This window comes from Staphylococcus sp. OJ82 (assembly GCF_000294465.1).
Taxonomy (GTDB): domain Bacteria; phylum Bacillota; class Bacilli; order Staphylococcales; family Staphylococcaceae; genus Staphylococcus; species Staphylococcus equorum.
Window position 1 is genome coordinate 132,928 of record NZ_ALPU01000002.1, and the last position, 19,740, is coordinate 152,667.

Sequence of the window (19,740 nt, forward strand, 5' to 3'; positions counted from 1 at the left end):
TTTAAAATTCAGGTGCTTACAAATATAGAGTTTAATACAGAATTGCGGTTACTCTAGTTCACGAATAAAATTGTTAATTAATATGAATAACGATAGTATAAAACATTAATCGTAAGGTGGAATATTAAAATGGTTCTTTTTTTATATATATAATTGAAAATATGTAGTAAAATTGATTTAAATTTATTAATATTGACTATAAGGTGTTTTTTAAAAAATTGATAATTACACATGAATTAAAAGGGGAGAAGCAACGATGGAAGCATCCAAATTTGCTCATTTAGAGTTAGATGTCAAAGTTGATTTTATAGAAATGATTAACTATTCACTTGCACATAACGATTTTTCACTTATAAATAATATATATATAATAAATGAATCAGAAGACATAGAGTTGACAAATGCAAAATTAAAAATATATTCTAATTCAGGTTTTATATATGAATTTGAGCGAGATATAGAAGTTATTGATATAGAGAATGATGTGTTGATACAGAAACCAAGTATTTCTTATAATTATGATTATTTCCGTGAAATTACTGAAAGGATTAAAACACATTTTTTTATTGAAATTGTAGATGAAAATAATGAAACGTTATATAAAAAGCCTTATAGAATCAATATATTACCTTATCAACATTGGTTAGGTACTAAAATTTATCCAGAACTTACATGTACGTATATAGTTCCTAATGATAATGAAATAAGAAGAATTGTTGCTGAGGCAGGTGTGAAATTAAAAGAATGGACTGGGGATCCAAGTTTTGTTGGTTATCAAGCAGGTGAAAGTGAAAAAGTAAGGTTACAAGCTGCAGCTATTTATGCAGCATTACAAAAAGATAATATTGCTTATAAAAACCCTCCAGCAAGTTTTGAAAGGTTTGGACAAAATATTCGTTATCCACAGGAAATTATACAGTATAAAAATGGAACGTGTTTAGATTTAGCGTTTTTATATGCTGCTTGTTTAGAAGCAATAGGCTTACATCCATTAGTTGTATTTATTAAAGATCATGCCTTCGTAGGATTTTGGTTACTAGATAAAAATTTTACTGAACCTTATATATCAGATTACGCAACAATATCTAAACGATTATCTCAAGATATTAAAGATATAGAAGTTATTGAAACAACGTCGTTAGTAAATGGTAACGATGCTTCTTTTGAAGATGCGATAATAATAGCTCATCAAAATTTGGTTAGTCCTTATAATTTTGAAGGAGTAGTAGATGTTACAAGTGGCAGGCAATATGGCATTACACCTATAATGACAAAATCAGATCAATCGGATTATATAATGGAAGGTTATGGAGATAGGAAAACTGTAACAGAAGCACCTAACACAGTTATTGAAAGATTAGGAAATGTAGAATTTAAATTGGATTCTATTGAAAAAACAGATATCTGGAGTAGAAATTTGTTGGATTTAACACTTAGGAATTCTATGATTAATTTTAGAATGAATAAAAGTGCCATTCAGTTAATGGTTTATGACCTAGCGTCATTAGAAGATGAATTATCCAGTTATGAAAGGTTTAAAGTCATTGAAAAACCAGAAATTTTAACTTTAGAAGAAGCAAATAATTCAGTAATTAATTCTAAAGCGCTAAAATCACGTTTTAAAAATATGATAGATGCAGATTTTAAGGAAAATAGAATCAGAAGTTTTTTAACTGAGTATATGCTAGAAAAGCAATTAAAATCACTATATAGAAAAGCAAAATCTAATTTAGATGAAAATGGTGCTAATTCTTTATTTATTGCAATTGGTTTTTTGAAGTGGTGTGAACCAGAAACAACAAATAAATTCTATAGAGCGCCATTGCTTTTACTTCCGTTATCAATTGAGAAAAAAAGTGCGAGTAGTAAGTTTCAAATTGAATTAAGTGATGATGAACCTCAATTAAATGTCACATTAGTAGAATACTTAAGACAAAAATTCAATATAGACTTAAGACATCTTATAAACTTACCTAAAGATTATAGAGGTATAGATATTCCCCTATTATTTTCATCAATAAGAAAAACAATAATGGATAAAGCAGGTTGGGACATAGAAGAAATAGCTGCAATTAGCAACTTTTCATTTAGTAAATTTGTAATGTGGAATGATTTACAAGCAAGGAAGGAAGAAATCAGTTCTAATTCTAACGTCCAAGCTTTAATCAAAGGTAACTATAAAATTGACAGAAATTTAGAAGAAATAAATGCTCGTAATATAGAGAAAACAGATAAACCTCATGAATTGAGTACTGGGAGTTTAGTAGATGCATCGCAATTAGAAGCAATTAAAGCAAGTGATCAAAGTAGCTTTGTATTACATGGACCTCCTGGCACAGGAAAGTCTCAAACAATTACTAACATGATTATTCATAATATAAACAAAGGAAAAAAAGTTTTGTTTGTTGCTGAAAAAAGAGCTGCTTTAAATGTTGTGAATGATCGTTTGACAAAATTAGGGTTAGAAGATTTTATATTAGAATTACACTCTAACAAGACAAAAAAATCTGTATTTTTAGATAAGGTAGAAAAAAGTTTAGCTCATAATTTAGAACCACAAAATCTAGATATTGACAACAAATCTAATGAATTATATAAATTGAAAAATGAATTAAGTGATTATGTTGAAGCCCTTCATAAAAAAGGATTAAGTGGATACAGCTTATATGAATTAATACAGTTACACGAAAAATATCATTCAATTCCTAGTAATATAAATTTGAAATCTAATATAGTTAAAACATTTAAAAACTCAGATTTAGTGAAAGTTAATGATATTACTACTATTCTTGATAATACAGTTAATCAGCTTAAATATAGTAAAAATAATCATCCTTTAAGTGATTTTAAAGTTACTAAATATAGTATTTCAAAGAGAGATAAGTTTCCAGAAATTATAATGCAGTTACAATCGTCAATTTCTCAATTACAAATATTAATAAAAAAACATGCAAAAATTAATGATTTGCAAACAATTAAGCATATTCAAAACTTTGAAAATGAGATTAATAAATTAGAAGAATACAAATTTAGTGAGCCTTTAAGTGACAATATGTATAGTCTATACAAAAAAGTTACATTAGAAAGTGCTTATAATTACGCTAGTGCAGTATTAACGACATATAGGGATACAAGCAATAAATTATTAAACAAGTATAAAGAAAAAGTATTAGATATCAATACTCAATATTTAAACTCAGAATATGCAGATTTGAATAAAAAAATGTTCAAAAGTAAAAAAATAAAAAAACTAATAGACAATTTAGCTATAGAATTATTGCAACCAAGAGAATTAGAGGAAAAAGAATTTGTCGATGATTTACAACTTATTAGTGAATTTCAAAAGGCAAGAGAAGCTTTACAAAAAAGAAATGAAGATTTTATTAATTCTTTTGGTAATAGTTGGAAAGGGAGAAATACTGACCTAGTTATATTAGGTCAACAAATCCAATTTATAGAGGATATTAATCTTCATAATAAAAATGAAGAAGAAAAGAACATAATAAAAAATTTAATGAATTTAGTTATAGAGGACCCAAATGAATTTAACTTATTCAAAGAAAACCTTGCTTTACTAAGATCATCTTCAAACAGTTTAATTAATGATTATAATTTGGATGAACAATTTTTAAAAGATTTACAATTAGAAAAACTAAGAACTAAAATGGAAAAATGGAAAACTAGTATGGCAGATTTTAAAAATTGGACGTTTATTAATGAACAATTCGATGAATTAGAAAAAATATTAAAAATAAACGTGAGAAAAAAATTCTTCGATGAAGAAAATAGTTATAAACTTAAAATGATAGTTTGGAAGGATATCATTGAAAATTTAATCAGAATAAATTTTTCTGAATATGAAGTGTTAGATTCCTTTAATGGATTTGAAATAGAACAAAAAATTCAATTACTTAAAGAAAAAGAAAGAGAATTTAATGAAATTAGTATCAATAATACTGTAAATAAAGCTACTCAAAATATTAAAGAAAAACGAAATAACGAAGATTTTGAATCAGAATTTTTATTATTACAAAAAGCGATTCGAAGTAATGCTAGAGGTCAATCCATTCGTACAATATTTAATAAAACATCAAATGTTATACAAGACTTATTTCCAGTAATGTTAATGAGTCCGTTATCAACAGCTCAATATATAGATCCTGATTTTCCTAAGTATGATTTAGTTATTTTTGATGAAGCATCACAAATTCCTACTGACATAGCAATAGGTGCGATTTCAAGAGCAGAAAACTGTATAGTAGTAGGCGATCCTAAACAAATGCCTCCAACCACATTCTTTGGAGCTAATAATATGGATGAAGATAATTTAGAAATGGAAGATTTAGAAAGTTTATTAGACGATTGTTTAGCCGCGAATTTTCCAGAAAAATATCTGCAATGGCATTATCGTTCTACACATGAAAGTCTGATACATTACAGTAATCGAACTTACTATAATAACTCACTACAGACATATCCTTCATCAAATGCTTTAAATTCGAAAGTTTCATTTAAAAATGTAGAAGGAATTTATAAACGTGGAACTCAGAGAAATAATGAAATAGAAGCAAAAGCAGTTGTTGAAATTATTATTCGTCATTTGAAAAGGGATAGTAAAGATAGTATAGGAGTTATTACATTTAACATACAGCAGCAAAATACTATTGAAGATTTATTTAATAATGAACTAACAAAATACCCTTTACTAGATTCTAAAAATACTAGCTCTAAAGAACCAGTTTTTATAAAGAATCTAGAGAATGTACAGGGTGATGAGCGTGACATTATACTGTTTTCAACTACATTTGGACCTGACGAAGAAGGGAAAATGACTATGAATTTTGGCCCTTTAAATAATAGTGGGGGTTGGAGAAGGTTAAATGTAGCAATTACTAGAGCAAGAAAAGAAATGAAAATTATAACCTCTTTTAATCCTGAGCATATTGATGTTAAACGTACAAAAGCAGAGGGTGTAATTGGTTTGAAAGGATTTGTAGAATATGCTAGAAATGCCGGTTCATTACCTTCAATAAATAGTAGTGTCTCTGATGATAAAAATGGAATTGCTACTATTCTTAAAGAGGAGTTATATAATCGAGGTATTAATGCAAAAGTACATTTAGGTAATTCTAAATTTAAAATTGATTTAGCGATTATTGATCCAGACAATAATGATAAATATAAATTAGCTATTTTAATTGATGGACAGAATTACTATCAAGCCCAAACAGCAAATGATAGAAATATTATACAACCTAGTGTTTTAGAAGGATTAGGTTGGAACATTCATAGAATTTGGACAATAGATTGGTATGAAGGCAAAAATAAAGAGATTGAAAAAGTGCTAAGTAAAATTGAAAGTATCGATAATGAAATTTAGTGAAAACAATTGTTAAAGATTAGAAGGAGCGTGAAATTATGATTAAACGAACAGCAGAAAAAGTAATGACATGGATAGGTATAGGCTTTCAAATTCTAACGGTTTTAGGAATAAGTTTATTGCTATTTCTTATGAATATGGAAACTGTTAAAGAAAGTATGATTGAAGATGGTGCTATGACAGCTAGTGAAGCAGCGTCTTCATCTCAACTGACTAATATATTCCTAATAATTGGATTGGTTTTAAGTATAGTCCTATTAGTTTTAGCAATTCTTTCAGCAAAGTGGATTGATAAAAAATCTAAAGTAGCAGGAGTTATTTTAATTATTATTGGTGTCATTTCATTATTTGGAAATTGGATTGCTACTATATTATGGATTGTTTCTGGAATTATGTTATTGGTTAAAAAACCTAAAACTTCCCTTTATAATGAAAGAGAAATAAAAGATGATGATCCATTTAGTGATCACAGTAATTCAACGCATAAACAAAATGAAGTTAAAGAGGCTTATGCTAATAGAAAAGAAGATGTAAAAAAAATAGACGATGACCCATATAAATATTAATTTTCATGAAAATAAAAGCGAACGCCCAATTTAATCATTGTGCGTTCGCTTTTTTGATAACTAAAAGTGACTAAATTAAACCAATCCATTGCCAGTAAGTGAAACTAAATAACACGATAAGTAAGTAGCCGATAACGGTGATTGGAATACCTGTTTTCAAGAAATCTTTAACGGTAAATGTTTCGGTACCATATGCTAGCATAGATTGTGGCGAACTAACAGGAAGTAAGAAGCCAAAGCTAATTACAAATTGCTGTATGAGCACAAAGGCCATAGACTGTTCTCCTAAATCTAATGTGGTTGTGAGTGAAATGAACACTGGAATCAATGCAGAAGCCAAGCTTGTGGCACTCGCAAAACCTAAATGAATCAATATATTAAACAAAGCAATTAAAGCAATCGTCATCACTAATGGATAATGTTCGAGGCCGATAAGCCCAAAGGTTTGATCACTTAACCATTGCGCAGCAGTTGTTTTTAATAACACGTTACCTAAGGAAATACCCACACCAAATACAATAATCGTTCCCCATGGAATACGCGACTCAGCTTCTTTCCATGTCATAATACCAATTTTAGGGGTTAACATGATTGCTAGCGCTAATAAAATAATAGAAGATGAATCAATCGGATGTAGCACTTTTTCTGTAGACCAAAGTAAAAGTAATGCAATTGAAATAGCGATGAGACGCCATTCTTTAGCAGTGACAGGGCCCATTTCATGTAATTGTTGTTTAATCAGTTGTTTGTCTCCAGATATTTCATTTACTTCTGGTGGCATTACTTTTAGCATAATGAAATAAAGTGCAATAGACATCAAGATAGACCACGGACCAGCATACAGGAACCATTGTCCCCATGAGATATCTATGCCTAATTGATCATTAATAAAATTGGTAGCAACGATATTTTGAGCGGCTGCCGTCTTAATACCTACATTCCAAATAGATACAGCCTGCACCGCCGTAATGATAAGTAAAGCAGCAAGTTTACTATTTTTAGAAATGCCAAAAGCAGTAACCATACCTAACAAAATAGGAATAACTGCGCCAGCACGTGCAGTTGCTGAAGGTACAAAGAAAGCTAGAAAGATGGCAACAATAATCGTCCCGATAACGATGCGATTAGTCTTATTGCCTACCATAGAAAGAACGATAAGTGCGAGACGCTTATGTAGATTTGTAATTTGCATTGCGGTAGCTAAAAATAGTGCTGCAGCTACGAGTGCAATGGCAGTAGATGAAAATCCACTAAAAGCGAGTTTCAATGCGTTAGTCGTCCCGAATAAACTACTACCTTCTAAAACTTTACCGCTTGCTTGTGGATTTCCTAGAGACTCGGTTAAATTTTGCACGGGGCTAAATCCTAAGAGCAAGATAATCAAACCGACAATCATCGCTGCTGATACAGGGTAAGTGACTGCTTCAGTTACCCATAAGATAACGGCGAATAGTAAGATAGCTAATGCACTTTTAGCCATGAAAGGTAAGGTGTCTGGCGTTGGTAATAGCATGATAATCACAAGCGCAAGCACACTGATGATTAACCAAAGCGGTTTAAATGTGGTGTTTTTATTCTTTGCTGAATGTTGTTTCATCTTTAAAATGCTCCTTTTCTTAATTTTTCAATTTTATAATATCAAATCAGTAAAATGTGCTCACTATAATATTAAAAAGTTCATAAAATGCCTTTAGTTAAGTAAGAAATATAAAGAAGAGGATGAGAACCTACATTATAATGACTGAAAAATTGTGTGCATTTTATAAAATGTTTAATTTTAAAGAAACAGAGAATAATAATGATGTAGAGATAATGTGCGTGAATTTAAATAAATGATAATAAGGTGATTAAATGGATGTAAGATTTCCAATAGGAGATTTAGAAGTTCCAGATAATGTAACATTAGATGATATACAAAAATGGGCGAAAGAAATAGAAGGTTATACTGAACGCTTAAGAGAGACTGTAGACTCGCTAGATGATGAAGCGTTGAATGCAAAGTATCGTGCAGGGAGTTGGACAGTACGTCAACTTGTACATCATATTGCTGACTCTCAATTAAATATGTATCAGCGTTTGAAGTTAGCAATCACGGATAACAATCCGACCGTACCAGCGTTTATTCAAGATGAATGGGTGATGTTGCCGGATAACGATTTACCTATCGAAAGCTCGATTAAGATGCTAGAAGGCATGAATGAGCGTATCGTAGTGATAGCTAACAATTTAAATGAAGATCACTTAGCACAAACATTTACGTTGAAAGATAGTGGCGAGATAACGGTAGCTAAAAAGATAGCAAAATTATCTTGGCATGAAGAACATCACTTAGCACATATTAAAATAGCATTATCTAAATAGTAGAATCTAGAAAGTCGTTCAAATCATGAGAATTTGAACGGCTTTTTAATTTGGTATGTAGTTGACTTAGTTGATTTATAGAAAATTGGTGTAAAATAACTCTTGAAAAAAGTCTGAGTATGATTTCTAATAAATTGTAAACTGAAAAATAAAGTGGAATTATACACAATTGACAAACAAATTACATAAATATTACGTGTTTATATTTTATAATAATCTGTTTATAGACGCTTATGAAAGCTTTTAGTAACTTTTTCGCCATTATTAGTAACTTTTTCACTGTAATTTAGATGTAAAGAACATGCGTATATTTTAATTTGACTGTAACCTACAAACATTTTATGGATGTTATAGTATTATTTGTGAGTTGGTTGAAGCAGTAAATTAATTTTTAATTAAATAATTGAAATTCAGCCATATAAAATAAAAAATTAAAATTATCTTTTTGGGAGGATTTATTAATAATGAAAAAAACAGTAATCGCATCAACTTTAGCACTTGGATTAGGCGTAACAGGAGCAGCAGGTAATTCAGCTGACGCTTCAGAGCAAAACGTAGATAAAGCACAATTAGCACAATTAGCGCAATCAAATCCAGAGCAATTAAATGAAGCACCTGTTCAAGAAGGTTCATATGACATCGACTTTAATTATAATGGTACAGAATATAGTTTCGAATCAGACGGTACAAACTTTAGCTGGAGCTTTGGTGGAGGATCAGCTGAAGGTTCAACTGAGGCACCAGCTCAACAAGAAGCACCAGCTGAACAAGCAGCTGAACCAGCACAACAATCAGCACCAAAAACTGAAGCAACTCAACAACCACAACAAGAGTCTACTTCAAAAGAATCAAGCTCAAGTGAAGCTTCAAGTGGTTCATCAGTAAATGTTAACTCTCATTTACAAGCAATCGCTCAACGTGAATCAGGTGGCGACATCACAGCTATTAACCCTTCATCAGGTGCAGCAGGTAAATATCAATTCCTACAAAGCACTTGGGATTCAGTAGCTCCAGCAGCTTACCAAGGTGTATCTCCAGCATCAGCTCCTGAATCAGTACAAGATGCAGCAGCAGTTAAACTATATAACACTGCAGGCGCTTCACAATGGGTTACTGCATAATTTAAACAGTAATTAATCATTTAAAAATAAACGATTCAAAACCTGCTTCTATAATATAGAGGCAGGTTTTTTGATTTAATAAATAATTTGAAATAAATAAAACAAGGGTGTGGGACAGAAATCTAATTTTTCTAATAAAATTTCCTCGTCCCACCCCGGCACAGCTGACTAGAAAATGGAATGCAAGAGCTTTAGCTCTTGCATAAGAACTACTTATCTTCATAAATGAAGTAGTAGTTCTTTAAAAGCTTGATATAAGCGCATTTTCAATTCAGTCAGCCACTGTCAATATAAAGCAATAGGCTAAGACATGTGGTATGTCCCAGCCTATTGTTTTATTATTAAAATATTTCCGAGGAAATGCAATTTTAGTATGAATACAATGCAAGTATTACAAATAATGTGACCAGATACCGTCGCTTGGAATTGATTCTACAGATATAATTTCATCTTTAGTCGGATGTTTTACGCTAAGATGTGATGCCCATAAAGCAATTTGTTGACCAGGTTTATTAATATGTTGTCCATATTTTTGGTCTCCATATAATGGTAAGTTTTGATTCGCAAATTGCACTCTAATTTGATGTGAACGTCCAGTTCGTAATTGTACTTCGACTAAACTTTTCTTTTCAACATTACGAATCGTTTTGTAGTCTAAGATCGCTTGTTTTGCTTCTTTTCTTCTTGAATCTACCACATATACGATGTTTTTATTACGATCTTTCCAGAGATAATCTTTAAGTTCACCTTGTTTTTTTGCAGGTGCGCCATGAACAATTGCTAAATAAGTTCTATCAAAGTTTTGCTTTCTTAGTTCATTTGACAAACGAGATGCAGCTTTGGATGTTTTAGCAAATACCATAGCACCACCGACTGGTCTATCAAGACGATGTACTAAGCCAAGATAAACTTTTCCTGGTTTATTATATTTTTCTTTAATGTAATCTTTTAACATAGACAATAAATCTTCATCTTTTGAGTCATCAGCCTGTACTGGTATATTAATAGGTTTTTCGACCATAAGTAAATGATTATCCTCATAAAGGACATTGATAAACATTGAACTCCTCCAAATCGATATAATACTTTACATAGTTAGTACACAATATTAAAAAATAATTAAAATTATATCAACATATTATATTATCATATCGTAGAATAAATTCAATATCATAAATATATTCTAGAAATAAAAAATAATGTGTTTAAAATAACGTGAAATAAAAATCAATCGAAGTAAAAAGTAACTGTATACTATTGGTGTAAAGATACACCTTTGTCACACTGATTACATAGAGATTACATAGAGGTAAAGCAAGTATTCTATTTGTGAACTATCGTGAGAGTATCTTGGTTGAATTTTCTGGAAATTATTAAGAAATTTAGCGTAATGGGAGTGTAAAAAGTCGATTGTTTTTTTAACTTCACTGTAACCCACGAGCTATTTATAGATGTTACAGTAGGTCTTGTAAATTAATTGAGGAAAGTAAATCGTCTTAGCGATGATTGAAATTACGAATTAATTTTAAAACTATAAAATGGAAATTATCTCTTAGGAGGATTATTAATAATGAAAAAAACAGTAATTGCATCAACTTTAGCAGTTGGATTAGGCGTAACAGGAGCAGCAGCAGGAAATTCAGCTGACGCTTCAGAACAAGGTATCGACAAAGCAGACTTAGCGCAACAAGCTCAATCAAACTCTGAACAATTAAATCAAGCACCTATACAAGAGGGTTCATATAATCATAACTTTACTCAAGATGGCGTAAATTATAACTTCCAATCAGATGGTACAAACTTTACTTGGAGCTATGGTGAAGGTTCAAATGGTTCATCAGAACAAGCTTCAACTAATAGTGGTCAACAACAAGCTCAACCACAACAAGAGCAAGCTCAACAAGCAACTGCTGAGCAACCAACTGAACAATCAGCTCCACAAACTGAAGAAACTCAACAACCACAACAAGAAGCTGCTTCAACTCAATCTTCAGAAAGTTCAAATGAATCAAGCTCAAGTGAAGCTTCAAGTGGTTCATCAGTAGAAGTTAATTCTCATTTACAAGCAATCGCTGAACGTGAATCAGGTGGCGACCTTAAAGCTGTTAACCCTTCATCAGGTGCGGCAGGTAAATACCAATTCTTACAAAGCACTTGGGATTCAGTAGCACCTGAAGAATACCAAGGTCAATCACCAACTGAAGCTCCAGAATCAGTACAAGACCAAGCAGCAATGGATCTTTACGAATCTGAAGGTGCTTCACAATGGGTTACTGCATAATATAAGCAGTAATGTCTAATTAAAATTAAATATAGTTAAGTGAATAAACTAATCCCTGTTTCTACTATGTAGAGGCAGGGATTTTTATATGTAAATAAATTTATTTTGAAAGTTGATTAACTAATGGGTGTAAGGGAATAATATGATATTATGAAAAAACTTTTAGCACATTTAATCGTAGCATTGACTTTAGCAATTATATTATTTTTGACTACTTTATTTTTCGATTTATTTAAATCGATGCACTTAACAGCATTATTACTGAATATAGATTTTTTAATAGATGACAATGCTTCAAATATTGTTTTGGAATTTTTAATTCATATAGGCATTACAATTTCACTTTATGCTTTACTCTATTTTATTTATAAAAAGTTAGGGGATTATTATTATATCGCGTTAATTTGTGTCATGTTTTCATTTTTAGCACTGTATCCATTGCTGATTTATATGGCAATTAACCCTATTTTTCAATTCCAATTCATGGGTTATATCTGTTGGATTATTGCACATATTCTATTTTTAGTTTGTACGCATAAAGGGATTAAGTTTATGGAGAGAAGGTTTTAAAATTCATAATTTTGTTGAAAACTTAATACAGTAAAAGTGAAAAGTCGCTTTATAATTATTATGTAACGACGTTAATTACTCTTAAGGAGGGGTTTTTAATTAAAAATGCAGAATTAGTATTATTTGACTTAGATAATACTTTATTTCCTTTCAATGATTTATGGTTAATTGCGAATAAACAAATTTTCAACGATTCTGGATATGCAGAAGATATTGCATATAATGAATTCCTCAAAATTTACACTTATTATGATAAAAAATTTTGGTTGAAACATAGTCGAGGAGAGATAACTTTAGATGAACTCAGGCAACTACGATTAATAGAAAGTTTAAAATATTTTAAGAAAAATATTACCACAAAAGAAGCACATGAATATTTCTTAGCTTTTTTTGACATTATTATTCAACATATTAAACCAAATATAACATTAAATAATCACCTTAATGAATTGAAAAAATGGGTCAATATAGGTATATTAACTAACGGGAAAAATTCAGAACAAACAACTAAGATAGCACGTTTAGAATTAAAAAAGATATTTGAAAATAATATTTTTATATCTGAAGATATTGGAAGTGAAAAGCCTGATGGTGCTGCTTTCTTAAAGGTAACTCATATGCTAAATATCAAACCTGAGGATACAATATATGTAGGGGATTCTTGGGAAAATGATGTTTCTGGTTCACTTAATGTAGGCATGAAACCAATTTGGTTTAACGGTGATAAAAAAAGAAATGACGAAAATATAGAAGTTACTAATAGTAGTATTGAAAAGTTAGTAAAAAACTTGATAACACGAGTAAAACGATAAATAAAAAACTGTTATGCATCATGCATAACAGTTTTTATATTATTGGCTTACAAGATTTTTGAAGTTTTCTAAGCGTGCGGCTTTTTCTTCTTCGCTAATGTCATGTTTTTTTACATAACGATTATTTTCGTGAGTTGCACATTCGTGTGTACAAGCACCTAAATAACGTTCTTCATTTTCTTCAGAAACAAGAATTTGTTTGTTACATTCTGGATTGCTGCAATTGATATAACGTTCGCATGGTGTACCATCGAACCATTCTTTACCCACAACTGTTTTGTCTACTTGGTTGACTTCTACACTAATACGTTCATCAAAGACGTACATTTTACCGTCCCATAATTCACCTTTTACTTCCGGATCTTTACCATAAGTAGCAATGCCACCTTCAAGTTGACCTACATCCTCAAAGCCCTCTTTTAATAAGTAACCAGAGAATTTTTCACAACGGATGCCGCCAGTACAATAAGTGACAATCTTTTTGTCCATGAATTGCTCTTTATTTTCTTTGATCCACTCAGGTAGGTCTCTAAATCTCGTGATATCAGGACGAACTGAGCCGCGGAAATGACCTAAATCGTATTCGTAATCATTTCTTGCATCAATGACTACAGTATCATCAGCCAATAAAGCTTCTCTAAATTCTTTTGGTGATAAGTATTTTCCTGTTAATTCTCTTGGGTCAACGTCATCTTCTAAATCTAGAGCAACGATTTCTTCTCTTGGACGTACGTGCATTTTTTTGAAAGCATGTCCTTCAGCTTCATCAACTTTAAAAGTAATTCCTTTAAATCTTTCATCTGATTTCAATTGTCCCATATATTTATCAGTAGCTTCGACTGTCCCAGATACAGTACCATTGATACCTTCTGTAGATACTAAAATACGACCCTTAAGTTCTAAATCCTTACAAAATTCTAAATGCTCCGTAGCGAAAGTTTCGGGGTCATCAAGTGTTGTATATTTATAATACAATAATACTCTATAATCCATAATTCGATTCTCCTCTAATCTATTCTTTTCATTATTATTAATATAAAATTTATGGTTGAAGTGGTTGGTTGTATTGAAGCAACGTGATGCTTCATTTATAATTTACTTACTCATTATTTCGAGTAAAAGAACAAAATTCTCCTTATTGCATTATAACAAAAAAGGGATATTATTCAATTTATTAATTTAAATTAGTGCAATATTTTCATTATATATGAAAAGTACATTTGAAGAAATAGAAAAATAAAAATGCTCTTCTCAAAGCCGTCACTTTAATAGTGAAAACCATGAAAAGAGCATAGGTATATAGCATTCATTTTATACTTCTTAAAATTTAGAAACAGCTATGATGAACTTATTTCTTTTTATTTGTGCAAACAAGTGCAGTCACTAAGCCAATTGTACTTATAGCAAAAATAATGTTCATAATTGCTAAAGTTTCGATGATTACGACGTCTTTGCCTAATCTTTCAAAGGCATTTTGCTGCATTTCCTTTTCAGAGCTTAAATCGCTTTGTGATCTTGAAGGTTTTTCTTCGATATCTTCTAACATTCTTTCTTCAACTTTAGGCATGTAATTCCTCCTTGTATACTACTTTAATATTTCCCCTTTTGACAAAAAATCAATCATACACCTTTGAAAACGCTAAACTATAAGTAATTGCAAATGAACGTGGTTATTACTATACTGAATTGATAATTGTTAGTTGAAAAGGGAGAGATGTAAATGGAAACGGTATACTTGGCAGGCGGATGCCTATGGGGTGTACAAGCCTTTGTTAAAACTTTACCTGGCGTAGTAGACACAGAAGGCGGTAGGGCAAACGGTATTACAGATACACTCGATGGAGAATATGATGGATATGTAGAAGTCATTAAGACAACATTTGATCCAGCAAAAGTGACAGTTACAGACTTAATGGGATATCTATTTGAAATTATTGATCCTTATAGCGTAAACAAGCAAGGTGAAGATGTTGGCTTGAGATATAGAACAGGATTATACAGTGAAGATGCCAAGCATTTAAAAGAGGCACAAGCATTTATAGATGCAATTGAAGACCATCATCTGATTGCAACAGAAGTATTACCACTGACAAATTACGTGAAAAGTGCAGAAGAAAATCAAGATAGATTAACAAGATTCCCTGATGATTACTGTCATCTTCCTAAAGCACTCGTAAATAAATATAAATAAATAAACAAGGCGGCTCTCAGATTAGTGAGAGCCGCCTTTGCTTATGAGCAGTGATTATGAACTATCTCATGATGTATAAAATAAGTAGTTTATCTTTAAGCCTTTAACACATCTTGTTCTAATGGAATTGATTTTTGAGCGCCTTCAACTTGGACTGTAAGCGAAGCTGCTTTATTTGCGTAAGTAATACTTTCTTCTATATTAAAGTCTGTCATATTGAGACGACTTGCAAATGCACCGATAAAAGTGTCACCTGCTGCTGTTGTATCAATCGCTTTTACTTTAAACGAAGGTATTAAACCAGCAGAATTTGCTGTCGCGTAATAAGTACCTTGCTCGCCAAGTGTGATAATAACAACTTTCATTCCTAAAGATAAAAAGTATTCGGCGTTTTGATGCATTGATGCACGATCTGTAACTGCGATACCACTTAATAATTCTGCTTCTGTTTCGTTTGGCACAATAATGTCAGTTAAAGTAAGTAAATCTTTAGATAATTCACTTGCAGGAGCTGGATTTAAAATAGTAGTGACATTGTTTTCACGTGCGATTTTAAAAGCGCTAATAATCGCAGGAACAGGCACTTCAAGTTGAGCAATAATATAATCTGCTTCTGCAATTGCGTCAGCTGCTTTATTTACATCTGTATCATTTAATTCCATATTTGCGCCACCATAAACTAAAATTGTATTTTGTCCATTGGCATCAATTGTTATGAATGCTTGGCCTGTTTGGGCAGTATCTGTTGTCATGATGTAGTCTGTATTCATATGCGCTTCTTCAAAATCTTCTAACATGAAATCTGCGTCTCCTTCAGTTCCAATCTTAGAAATAAAAGTTGTTTGGGCATTTGAGCGTGCAGTTGCAAGTGCTTGATTTGCGCCTTTACCGCCACCATAAATTTTTTGAGCATTTTGAATATGTAATGTTTCTCCCGGTTTAACAAAACGGTCTACGTTTAAAATTTTATCTACATTGGTAGAACCAATAATTACAACTTTATTTGTCATAGTATATTCTCCTTTTTTCTTTAAAATGTCACGTTAGATTCAAGTGCAATATTTGAAAATGGTGTCGTTTCCCCTGTGCGAATATTAGCTTTTGTTAGTGAATGATTTAAATTTTGTTTCATTTCTTCATGTGGAATAAATGAAATTTCTACATTGTCACCTATCAATGATTTAATTTGTTTAAGTTGTTCAGCGTTTTGTGTTTTGATTTCTTCTGCAAGAAATATTTTTTGAAATTCAACTTCTGATAAAACGTTCTCTAAAGCATCAATAAAGCGTGGTAGATCTTTAGTAATCGCTAAATCAATACGACGTTCGTCATTTGGAATTGGCATACCCGCATCATTAATTGTTATTAAATCAAAATGACCCAATGTTGCAATTGCATGTGATACATGACTATTTAAAACCTTTGTTTTTTTCATAATTAAATCTCCCATCCTATAGTTTATTTAATAAATACTGTAACTGCTGCTGCTATTAATATGATTACAAGTCCAATAATAGTAACGATAAGTTCTTTTGGTGTTTTTCTCTGATTCAAGAAATAAATACCTGTTAACGTAGCTAATACTACTGATGTTTGTGACAGTATAAATCCTGTCGCTAATCCATTCATATCTGACTGTGCAGAAATTAAGTATGTTAATGCACCAAATGCAAAGAACAACCCTGAAATAATTTGTTTCCAGCTGACTTTTTCTAAGAAAGCATTGCCTTGTTTCATATTCATAAATGCATAAATTACTGCAGCAAGCACCATACCCATTGCTTGTGGCAAGAATGCTTCCATACCACTGATATTAGTTGCTTGAGGTGCTGCAGAGTAAGCCCAATAACCTATTTCACCTATAAGTAGTAAAATAACTGCATTTCTTAATTTTTTACTATACTGTTGTTCTGATTTTTCACTCCAAACAGTCATATATGCACCAATTAGCACAACAAGTAGGGCAGTGAAGCCGATAATTTTATTTGTTAATCCTGGCCAATCTCCTAATGCAAAGACACCCCATAGTGATGCACCTAATAGTTGAAATGCAGTTGTGATTGGCATAGCTCTGGAAGAACCGACTAGACCAAATGCTTTAAAAGTAATAATTTGTCCAAAGCCCCAACCAACACCTGATATTAATGAAAATATAAGGTTCATTCCTGTTGGAAAATCGATACCTTGAATGAATGCGAAACCTAATGCGAAAATCAAGGTTCCTACTGTTGCACCAAATATTTGGTTAACTGGTCGTCCACCAAACTTCGATGCGATGGTAGGAAATAGTCCCCAACCCAGTAATGGTCCAAGACCAATTAAAATTGCTATAATATCCATAAGACACCTCTATATATATTTATGTAGTGATTATTTTTAGGTAAAACGATTTAGTAAAACGTTTTACTAAGTCATAATAACATCAATTTCTATATTTGTACACGCTTTCATTTTTGCAAAAAAATATAAGACCTAGAAGATAAGCTGAAAATTGATAACTGCTAACTCGAGTCAAGCAATCAATGACATATCTTTAAGTCTTATATTATGTGTGTTTTATTTTTTAAAATGTTGCGTTGTTTCTCTGATAATTAACTCATTATGTAATGCAACATTATGTAAAACTGCATCATTTTGATTCAGCTTATGAGTGATTAAAGCTAATGCAGCCTCGCCTATTTCTTTAATAGGTTGTGCAACTGTGGTGAGGGAAGGGACAAGATATTTTGCAATGTCTATATTATCAAATCCAATAACTGAAATATCGTTTGGTACGTGAAATCCTTTATCAGCGAGACCACGCATAATACCAATAGCCATCTCATCATTCGTTGCAAAAATAGCACTAGATTTGGACTTTATAATATCATCAATGACTGCAAATCCACCTTCTTTATTTAAAGGGGTTTCGATAATTATAGGAGATGGTATCTCATGCATTTCGCAATATTTGATGAAGCCATCTGTTCTTGCTTTCATATTACTCGTTAAATTATGAGGTTGAATGATTGAAATGTGCGTGTGCCCGTAATCAATAAGATGTGCAGCTGCAAGTTCACCACCATTGCGTTCATTTGTTTTTACGATATCAGTAAATCCATGATCATCACTTTGATCTAGTACGATATAAGGTATATTATGATTTAATAAATATTGATTTAAACGAGACTGATTCTTAATCATCTGCGCAATAATCAGACCATCCATGCCTCGTTCGACAAGATGCATAATCCCTTCTTCGATTTTATCTTCCTTTGTTGTTAAGAAGAATAAATCGACATCATCTGGTTTATGATCGTCCATAGTTTGCATCATCGTGGAAAAGAATGGATTAGTTAAATTTGGTAATAGCACACCGATTAATTTTGTTTGGCTACCACGTAATTGTTGCGCATTTTTATTAGGGAAGTAGCCTAATCGCTCTTTAGCAGCAATGACTTTGTTTACTGTTTCCTCTGAAAAACGGTTGCTTTTTTTATTTAAAATTTGCGAAACCGTAGTCAAAGACACGTCTGCTTCTTTAGCTACATCTTTGATAGAAACTTTTTTCATCCAAGTTCACTCCTTATACAATCTATCCATTTAATATAATAAGTAATATTTTTATTAATTATAGCGTACCATGTACAAAGTAAAATGTATCCATTTCTTATTAATAAAATGAAAACGTTTTATATTTTGGGGGTGAGTTTTTTAAAAAGTGAAGAAAAGGTAGGAGTGACGCAGTTCATGTAGTAAAATATTTTTACAGGCAAGTTGGAATAAAGGTGGCTAATCTCATTGAAAATGGGGTGATGCCTATGATTTTGGTTTCTACTCCAAGAAAGGATAGAAAATGACTGATTATGAAATCTTAATGGTTATGTTAACAATCATTGGTCTCATATTAGTTTGTAATAGCCAAAAAAAATAACGTTCCAACTTTAGGCAGATAAATGTTGAAACGTTATTTTCACTTTGTCTAGCCACCGTCTTTTTAACGGGTCTGTGAGGGAGGTGTGTTCACGCATATCTCCTTCTTAATTTTAATATAACAACGGTTAATTCATAAGTCAAAAGATTTTATTATATTTTTAAAAGCGTACATAGAGACGTTATAAGACTTCAATAAAATGATTCATTTAGGGATAGTTAAATTTTTCAAAAAGTGAAGAAAAGGTAGGAGTGACGCAGTTCATGTAGTAAAATATTTTTACAGACAAGTTGGAATAAAGGTGGCTAATCTCATTGAAAATGGGGTGATGCCTATGATTTTGGTCTCTACTCCAAGAAAGGATAGAAAATGACTGATTATGAAATCCTAATGGTTGTGTTAACAATCATTGGACTCATTTTAGTTTGTAATAGCCAAAAAAATAACGTTTCAACTTTAGGCTAATAAGTGTTGGAACGTTGTTTTCAAATCAAAAAGCCACCGTATTTTAACGGGTCTGTGAGGGAGGTATGTTAGCGCATATC

The 19,740-nt window shown here is 31.5% G+C and carries 16 protein-coding genes; 8 read left to right on the forward strand and 8 right to left on the reverse strand.

The genetic code is table 11. The annotated features are described in order from the left end of the window. Positions 1-256: 256 nt before the first annotated feature. Positions 257-5,380, forward strand: a complete 5,124-nt coding sequence (locus SOJ_RS02035) for a DUF4011 domain-containing protein (RefSeq protein WP_002506411.1) — start codon at positions 257-259, stop codon at positions 5,378-5,380. Positions 5,381-5,418: 38 nt separating this feature from the next. After that, positions 5,419-5,946, forward strand: a complete 528-nt coding sequence (locus tag SOJ_RS02040; protein WP_002506412.1) for a DUF4064 domain-containing protein — start codon at positions 5,419-5,421, stop codon at positions 5,944-5,946. A gap of 70 nt (positions 5,947-6,016) precedes the next feature. Here SOJ_RS02040 and SOJ_RS02045 read toward each other — a convergent pair whose 3' ends face one another. Then, on the reverse strand, positions 6,017-7,543 hold the full coding sequence (locus tag SOJ_RS02045) for an SLC13 family permease (RefSeq protein WP_002506413.1): 1,527 nt from the start codon (positions 7,541-7,543) through the stop codon (positions 6,017-6,019). Positions 7,544-7,797: 254 nt separating this feature from the next. Here SOJ_RS02045 and SOJ_RS02050 point away from each other — a divergent pair, with 254 nt between their 5' ends. Together SOJ_RS02050 and SOJ_RS02055 are read left to right on the forward strand one after the other, a co-directional pair. Beyond that, positions 7,798-8,307 (forward strand): YfiT family bacillithiol transferase, encoded by a 510-nt coding sequence (locus SOJ_RS02050; RefSeq protein WP_002506414.1) that lies wholly within the window; start codon positions 7,798-7,800, stop codon positions 8,305-8,307. 464 nt (positions 8,308-8,771) lie between these two features. Further along, positions 8,772-9,428: a transglycosylase family protein gene (locus tag SOJ_RS02055; protein WP_002506415.1), complete on the forward strand. Its 657-nt coding sequence runs from the start codon at positions 8,772-8,774 to the stop codon at positions 9,426-9,428. A 391-nt stretch (positions 9,429-9,819) separates the two neighbouring features. Here the strand turns inward: SOJ_RS02055 and SOJ_RS02060 are convergent, their stop codons facing one another. After that, entirely contained in the window at positions 9,820-10,488 is a 669-nt protein-coding gene (locus SOJ_RS02060; protein ID WP_002506416.1) for an RluA family pseudouridine synthase, read from the reverse strand. A 510-nt stretch (positions 10,489-10,998) separates the two neighbouring features. Between SOJ_RS02060 and SOJ_RS02065 the strand changes: the two genes are divergently transcribed. From SOJ_RS02065 to SOJ_RS02075, 3 genes are all read left to right on the forward strand, one after another. Beyond that, positions 10,999-11,709 carry a transglycosylase family protein gene (locus tag SOJ_RS02065; protein ID WP_002506417.1) on the forward strand — a complete coding sequence of 237 codons (711 nt, stop codon included), beginning with the start codon at positions 10,999-11,001 and terminating at the stop codon, positions 11,707-11,709. A gap of 150 nt (positions 11,710-11,859) precedes the next feature. Next, positions 11,860-12,279, forward strand: coding sequence for a hypothetical protein (locus SOJ_RS02070; RefSeq protein WP_002506418.1), 420 nt, complete (start codon positions 11,860-11,862; stop codon positions 12,277-12,279). 98 nt (positions 12,280-12,377) lie between these two features. Continuing rightward, entirely contained in the window at positions 12,378-13,091 is a 714-nt protein-coding gene (locus tag SOJ_RS02075) for an HAD family hydrolase (protein ID WP_031265941.1), read from the forward strand. 39 nt (positions 13,092-13,130) lie between these two features. On the opposite strand, the gene trhO is transcribed toward SOJ_RS02075, so the two are convergent. Together trhO and SOJ_RS02085 are read right to left on the reverse strand one after the other, a co-directional pair. Further along, positions 13,131-14,084: an oxygen-dependent tRNA uridine(34) hydroxylase TrhO gene (gene trhO, locus SOJ_RS02080; protein WP_002506420.1), complete on the reverse strand. Its 954-nt coding sequence runs from the start codon at positions 14,082-14,084 to the stop codon at positions 13,131-13,133. Positions 14,085-14,439: 355 nt separating this feature from the next. Next, positions 14,440-14,658 carry a hypothetical protein gene (locus tag SOJ_RS02085; protein ID WP_002506421.1) on the reverse strand — a complete coding sequence of 73 codons (219 nt, stop codon included), beginning with the start codon at positions 14,656-14,658 and terminating at the stop codon, positions 14,440-14,442. Between the two features lie 153 nt (positions 14,659-14,811). Here SOJ_RS02085 and SOJ_RS02090 point away from each other — a divergent pair, with 153 nt between their 5' ends. Further along, complete coding sequence (locus tag SOJ_RS02090; RefSeq protein ID WP_002506422.1) at positions 14,812-15,282, forward strand: peptide-methionine (S)-S-oxide reductase; 471 nt, start codon at positions 14,812-14,814, stop codon at positions 15,280-15,282. 95 nt (positions 15,283-15,377) lie between these two features. Here SOJ_RS02090 and rbsK read toward each other — a convergent pair whose 3' ends face one another. From rbsK to rbsR, 4 genes are all read right to left on the reverse strand, one after another. Further along, positions 15,378-16,292: a ribokinase gene (gene rbsK / locus SOJ_RS02095; protein WP_002506423.1), complete on the reverse strand. Its 915-nt coding sequence runs from the start codon at positions 16,290-16,292 to the stop codon at positions 15,378-15,380. A 20-nt stretch (positions 16,293-16,312) separates the two neighbouring features. Next, entirely contained in the window at positions 16,313-16,717 is a 405-nt protein-coding gene (gene rbsD / locus SOJ_RS02100; protein ID WP_002506424.1) for a D-ribose pyranase, read from the reverse strand. Between the two features lie 23 nt (positions 16,718-16,740). After that, positions 16,741-17,622 (reverse strand): ribose/proton symporter RbsU, encoded by an 882-nt coding sequence (gene rbsU, locus SOJ_RS02105; RefSeq protein ID WP_002506425.1) that lies wholly within the window; start codon positions 17,620-17,622, stop codon positions 16,741-16,743. A gap of 216 nt (positions 17,623-17,838) precedes the next feature. Then, on the reverse strand, positions 17,839-18,834 hold the full coding sequence (gene rbsR / locus SOJ_RS02110; RefSeq protein WP_002506426.1) for a ribose utilization transcriptional repressor RbsR: 996 nt from the start codon (positions 18,832-18,834) through the stop codon (positions 17,839-17,841). Positions 18,835-19,740: the final 906 nt, after the last annotated feature.

What these genes read in the sequence shown, in the direction of transcription:
- SOJ_RS02035 (WP_002506411.1), top strand. Translation starts at nt 257, where the DNA reads ATGGAAGCATCCAAATTTGCTCATTTAGAGTTAGATGTCAAAGTTGAT.
- SOJ_RS02040 (WP_002506412.1), top strand. Translation starts at nt 5,419, where the DNA reads ATGATTAAACGAACAGCAGAAAAAGTAATGACATGGATAGGTATAGGC.
- SOJ_RS02045 (WP_002506413.1), bottom strand. Translation starts at nt 7,543, where the DNA reads ATGAAACAACATTCAGCAAAGAATAAAAACACCACATTTAAACCGCTT.
- SOJ_RS02050 (WP_002506414.1), top strand. Translation starts at nt 7,798, where the DNA reads ATGGATGTAAGATTTCCAATAGGAGATTTAGAAGTTCCAGATAATGTA.
- SOJ_RS02055 (WP_002506415.1), top strand. Translation starts at nt 8,772, where the DNA reads ATGAAAAAAACAGTAATCGCATCAACTTTAGCACTTGGATTAGGCGTA.
- SOJ_RS02060 (WP_002506416.1), bottom strand. Translation starts at nt 10,488, where the DNA reads ATGTTTATCAATGTCCTTTATGAGGATAATCATTTACTTATGGTCGAA.
- SOJ_RS02065 (WP_002506417.1), top strand. Translation starts at nt 10,999, where the DNA reads ATGAAAAAAACAGTAATTGCATCAACTTTAGCAGTTGGATTAGGCGTA.
- SOJ_RS02070 (WP_002506418.1), top strand. Translation starts at nt 11,860, where the DNA reads ATGAAAAAACTTTTAGCACATTTAATCGTAGCATTGACTTTAGCAATT.
- trhO (WP_002506420.1), bottom strand. Translation starts at nt 14,084, where the DNA reads ATGGATTATAGAGTATTATTGTATTATAAATATACAACACTTGATGAC.
- SOJ_RS02085 (WP_002506421.1), bottom strand. Translation starts at nt 14,658, where the DNA reads ATGCCTAAAGTTGAAGAAAGAATGTTAGAAGATATCGAAGAAAAACCT.
- SOJ_RS02090 (WP_002506422.1), top strand. Translation starts at nt 14,812, where the DNA reads ATGGAAACGGTATACTTGGCAGGCGGATGCCTATGGGGTGTACAAGCC.
- rbsK (WP_002506423.1), bottom strand. Translation starts at nt 16,292, where the DNA reads ATGACAAATAAAGTTGTAATTATTGGTTCTACCAATGTAGATAAAATT.
- rbsD (WP_002506424.1), bottom strand. Translation starts at nt 16,717, where the DNA reads ATGAAAAAAACAAAGGTTTTAAATAGTCATGTATCACATGCAATTGCA.
- rbsU (WP_002506425.1), bottom strand. Translation starts at nt 17,622, where the DNA reads ATGGATATTATAGCAATTTTAATTGGTCTTGGACCATTACTGGGTTGG.
- rbsR (WP_002506426.1), bottom strand. Translation starts at nt 18,834, where the DNA reads ATGAAAAAAGTTTCTATCAAAGATGTAGCTAAAGAAGCAGACGTGTCT.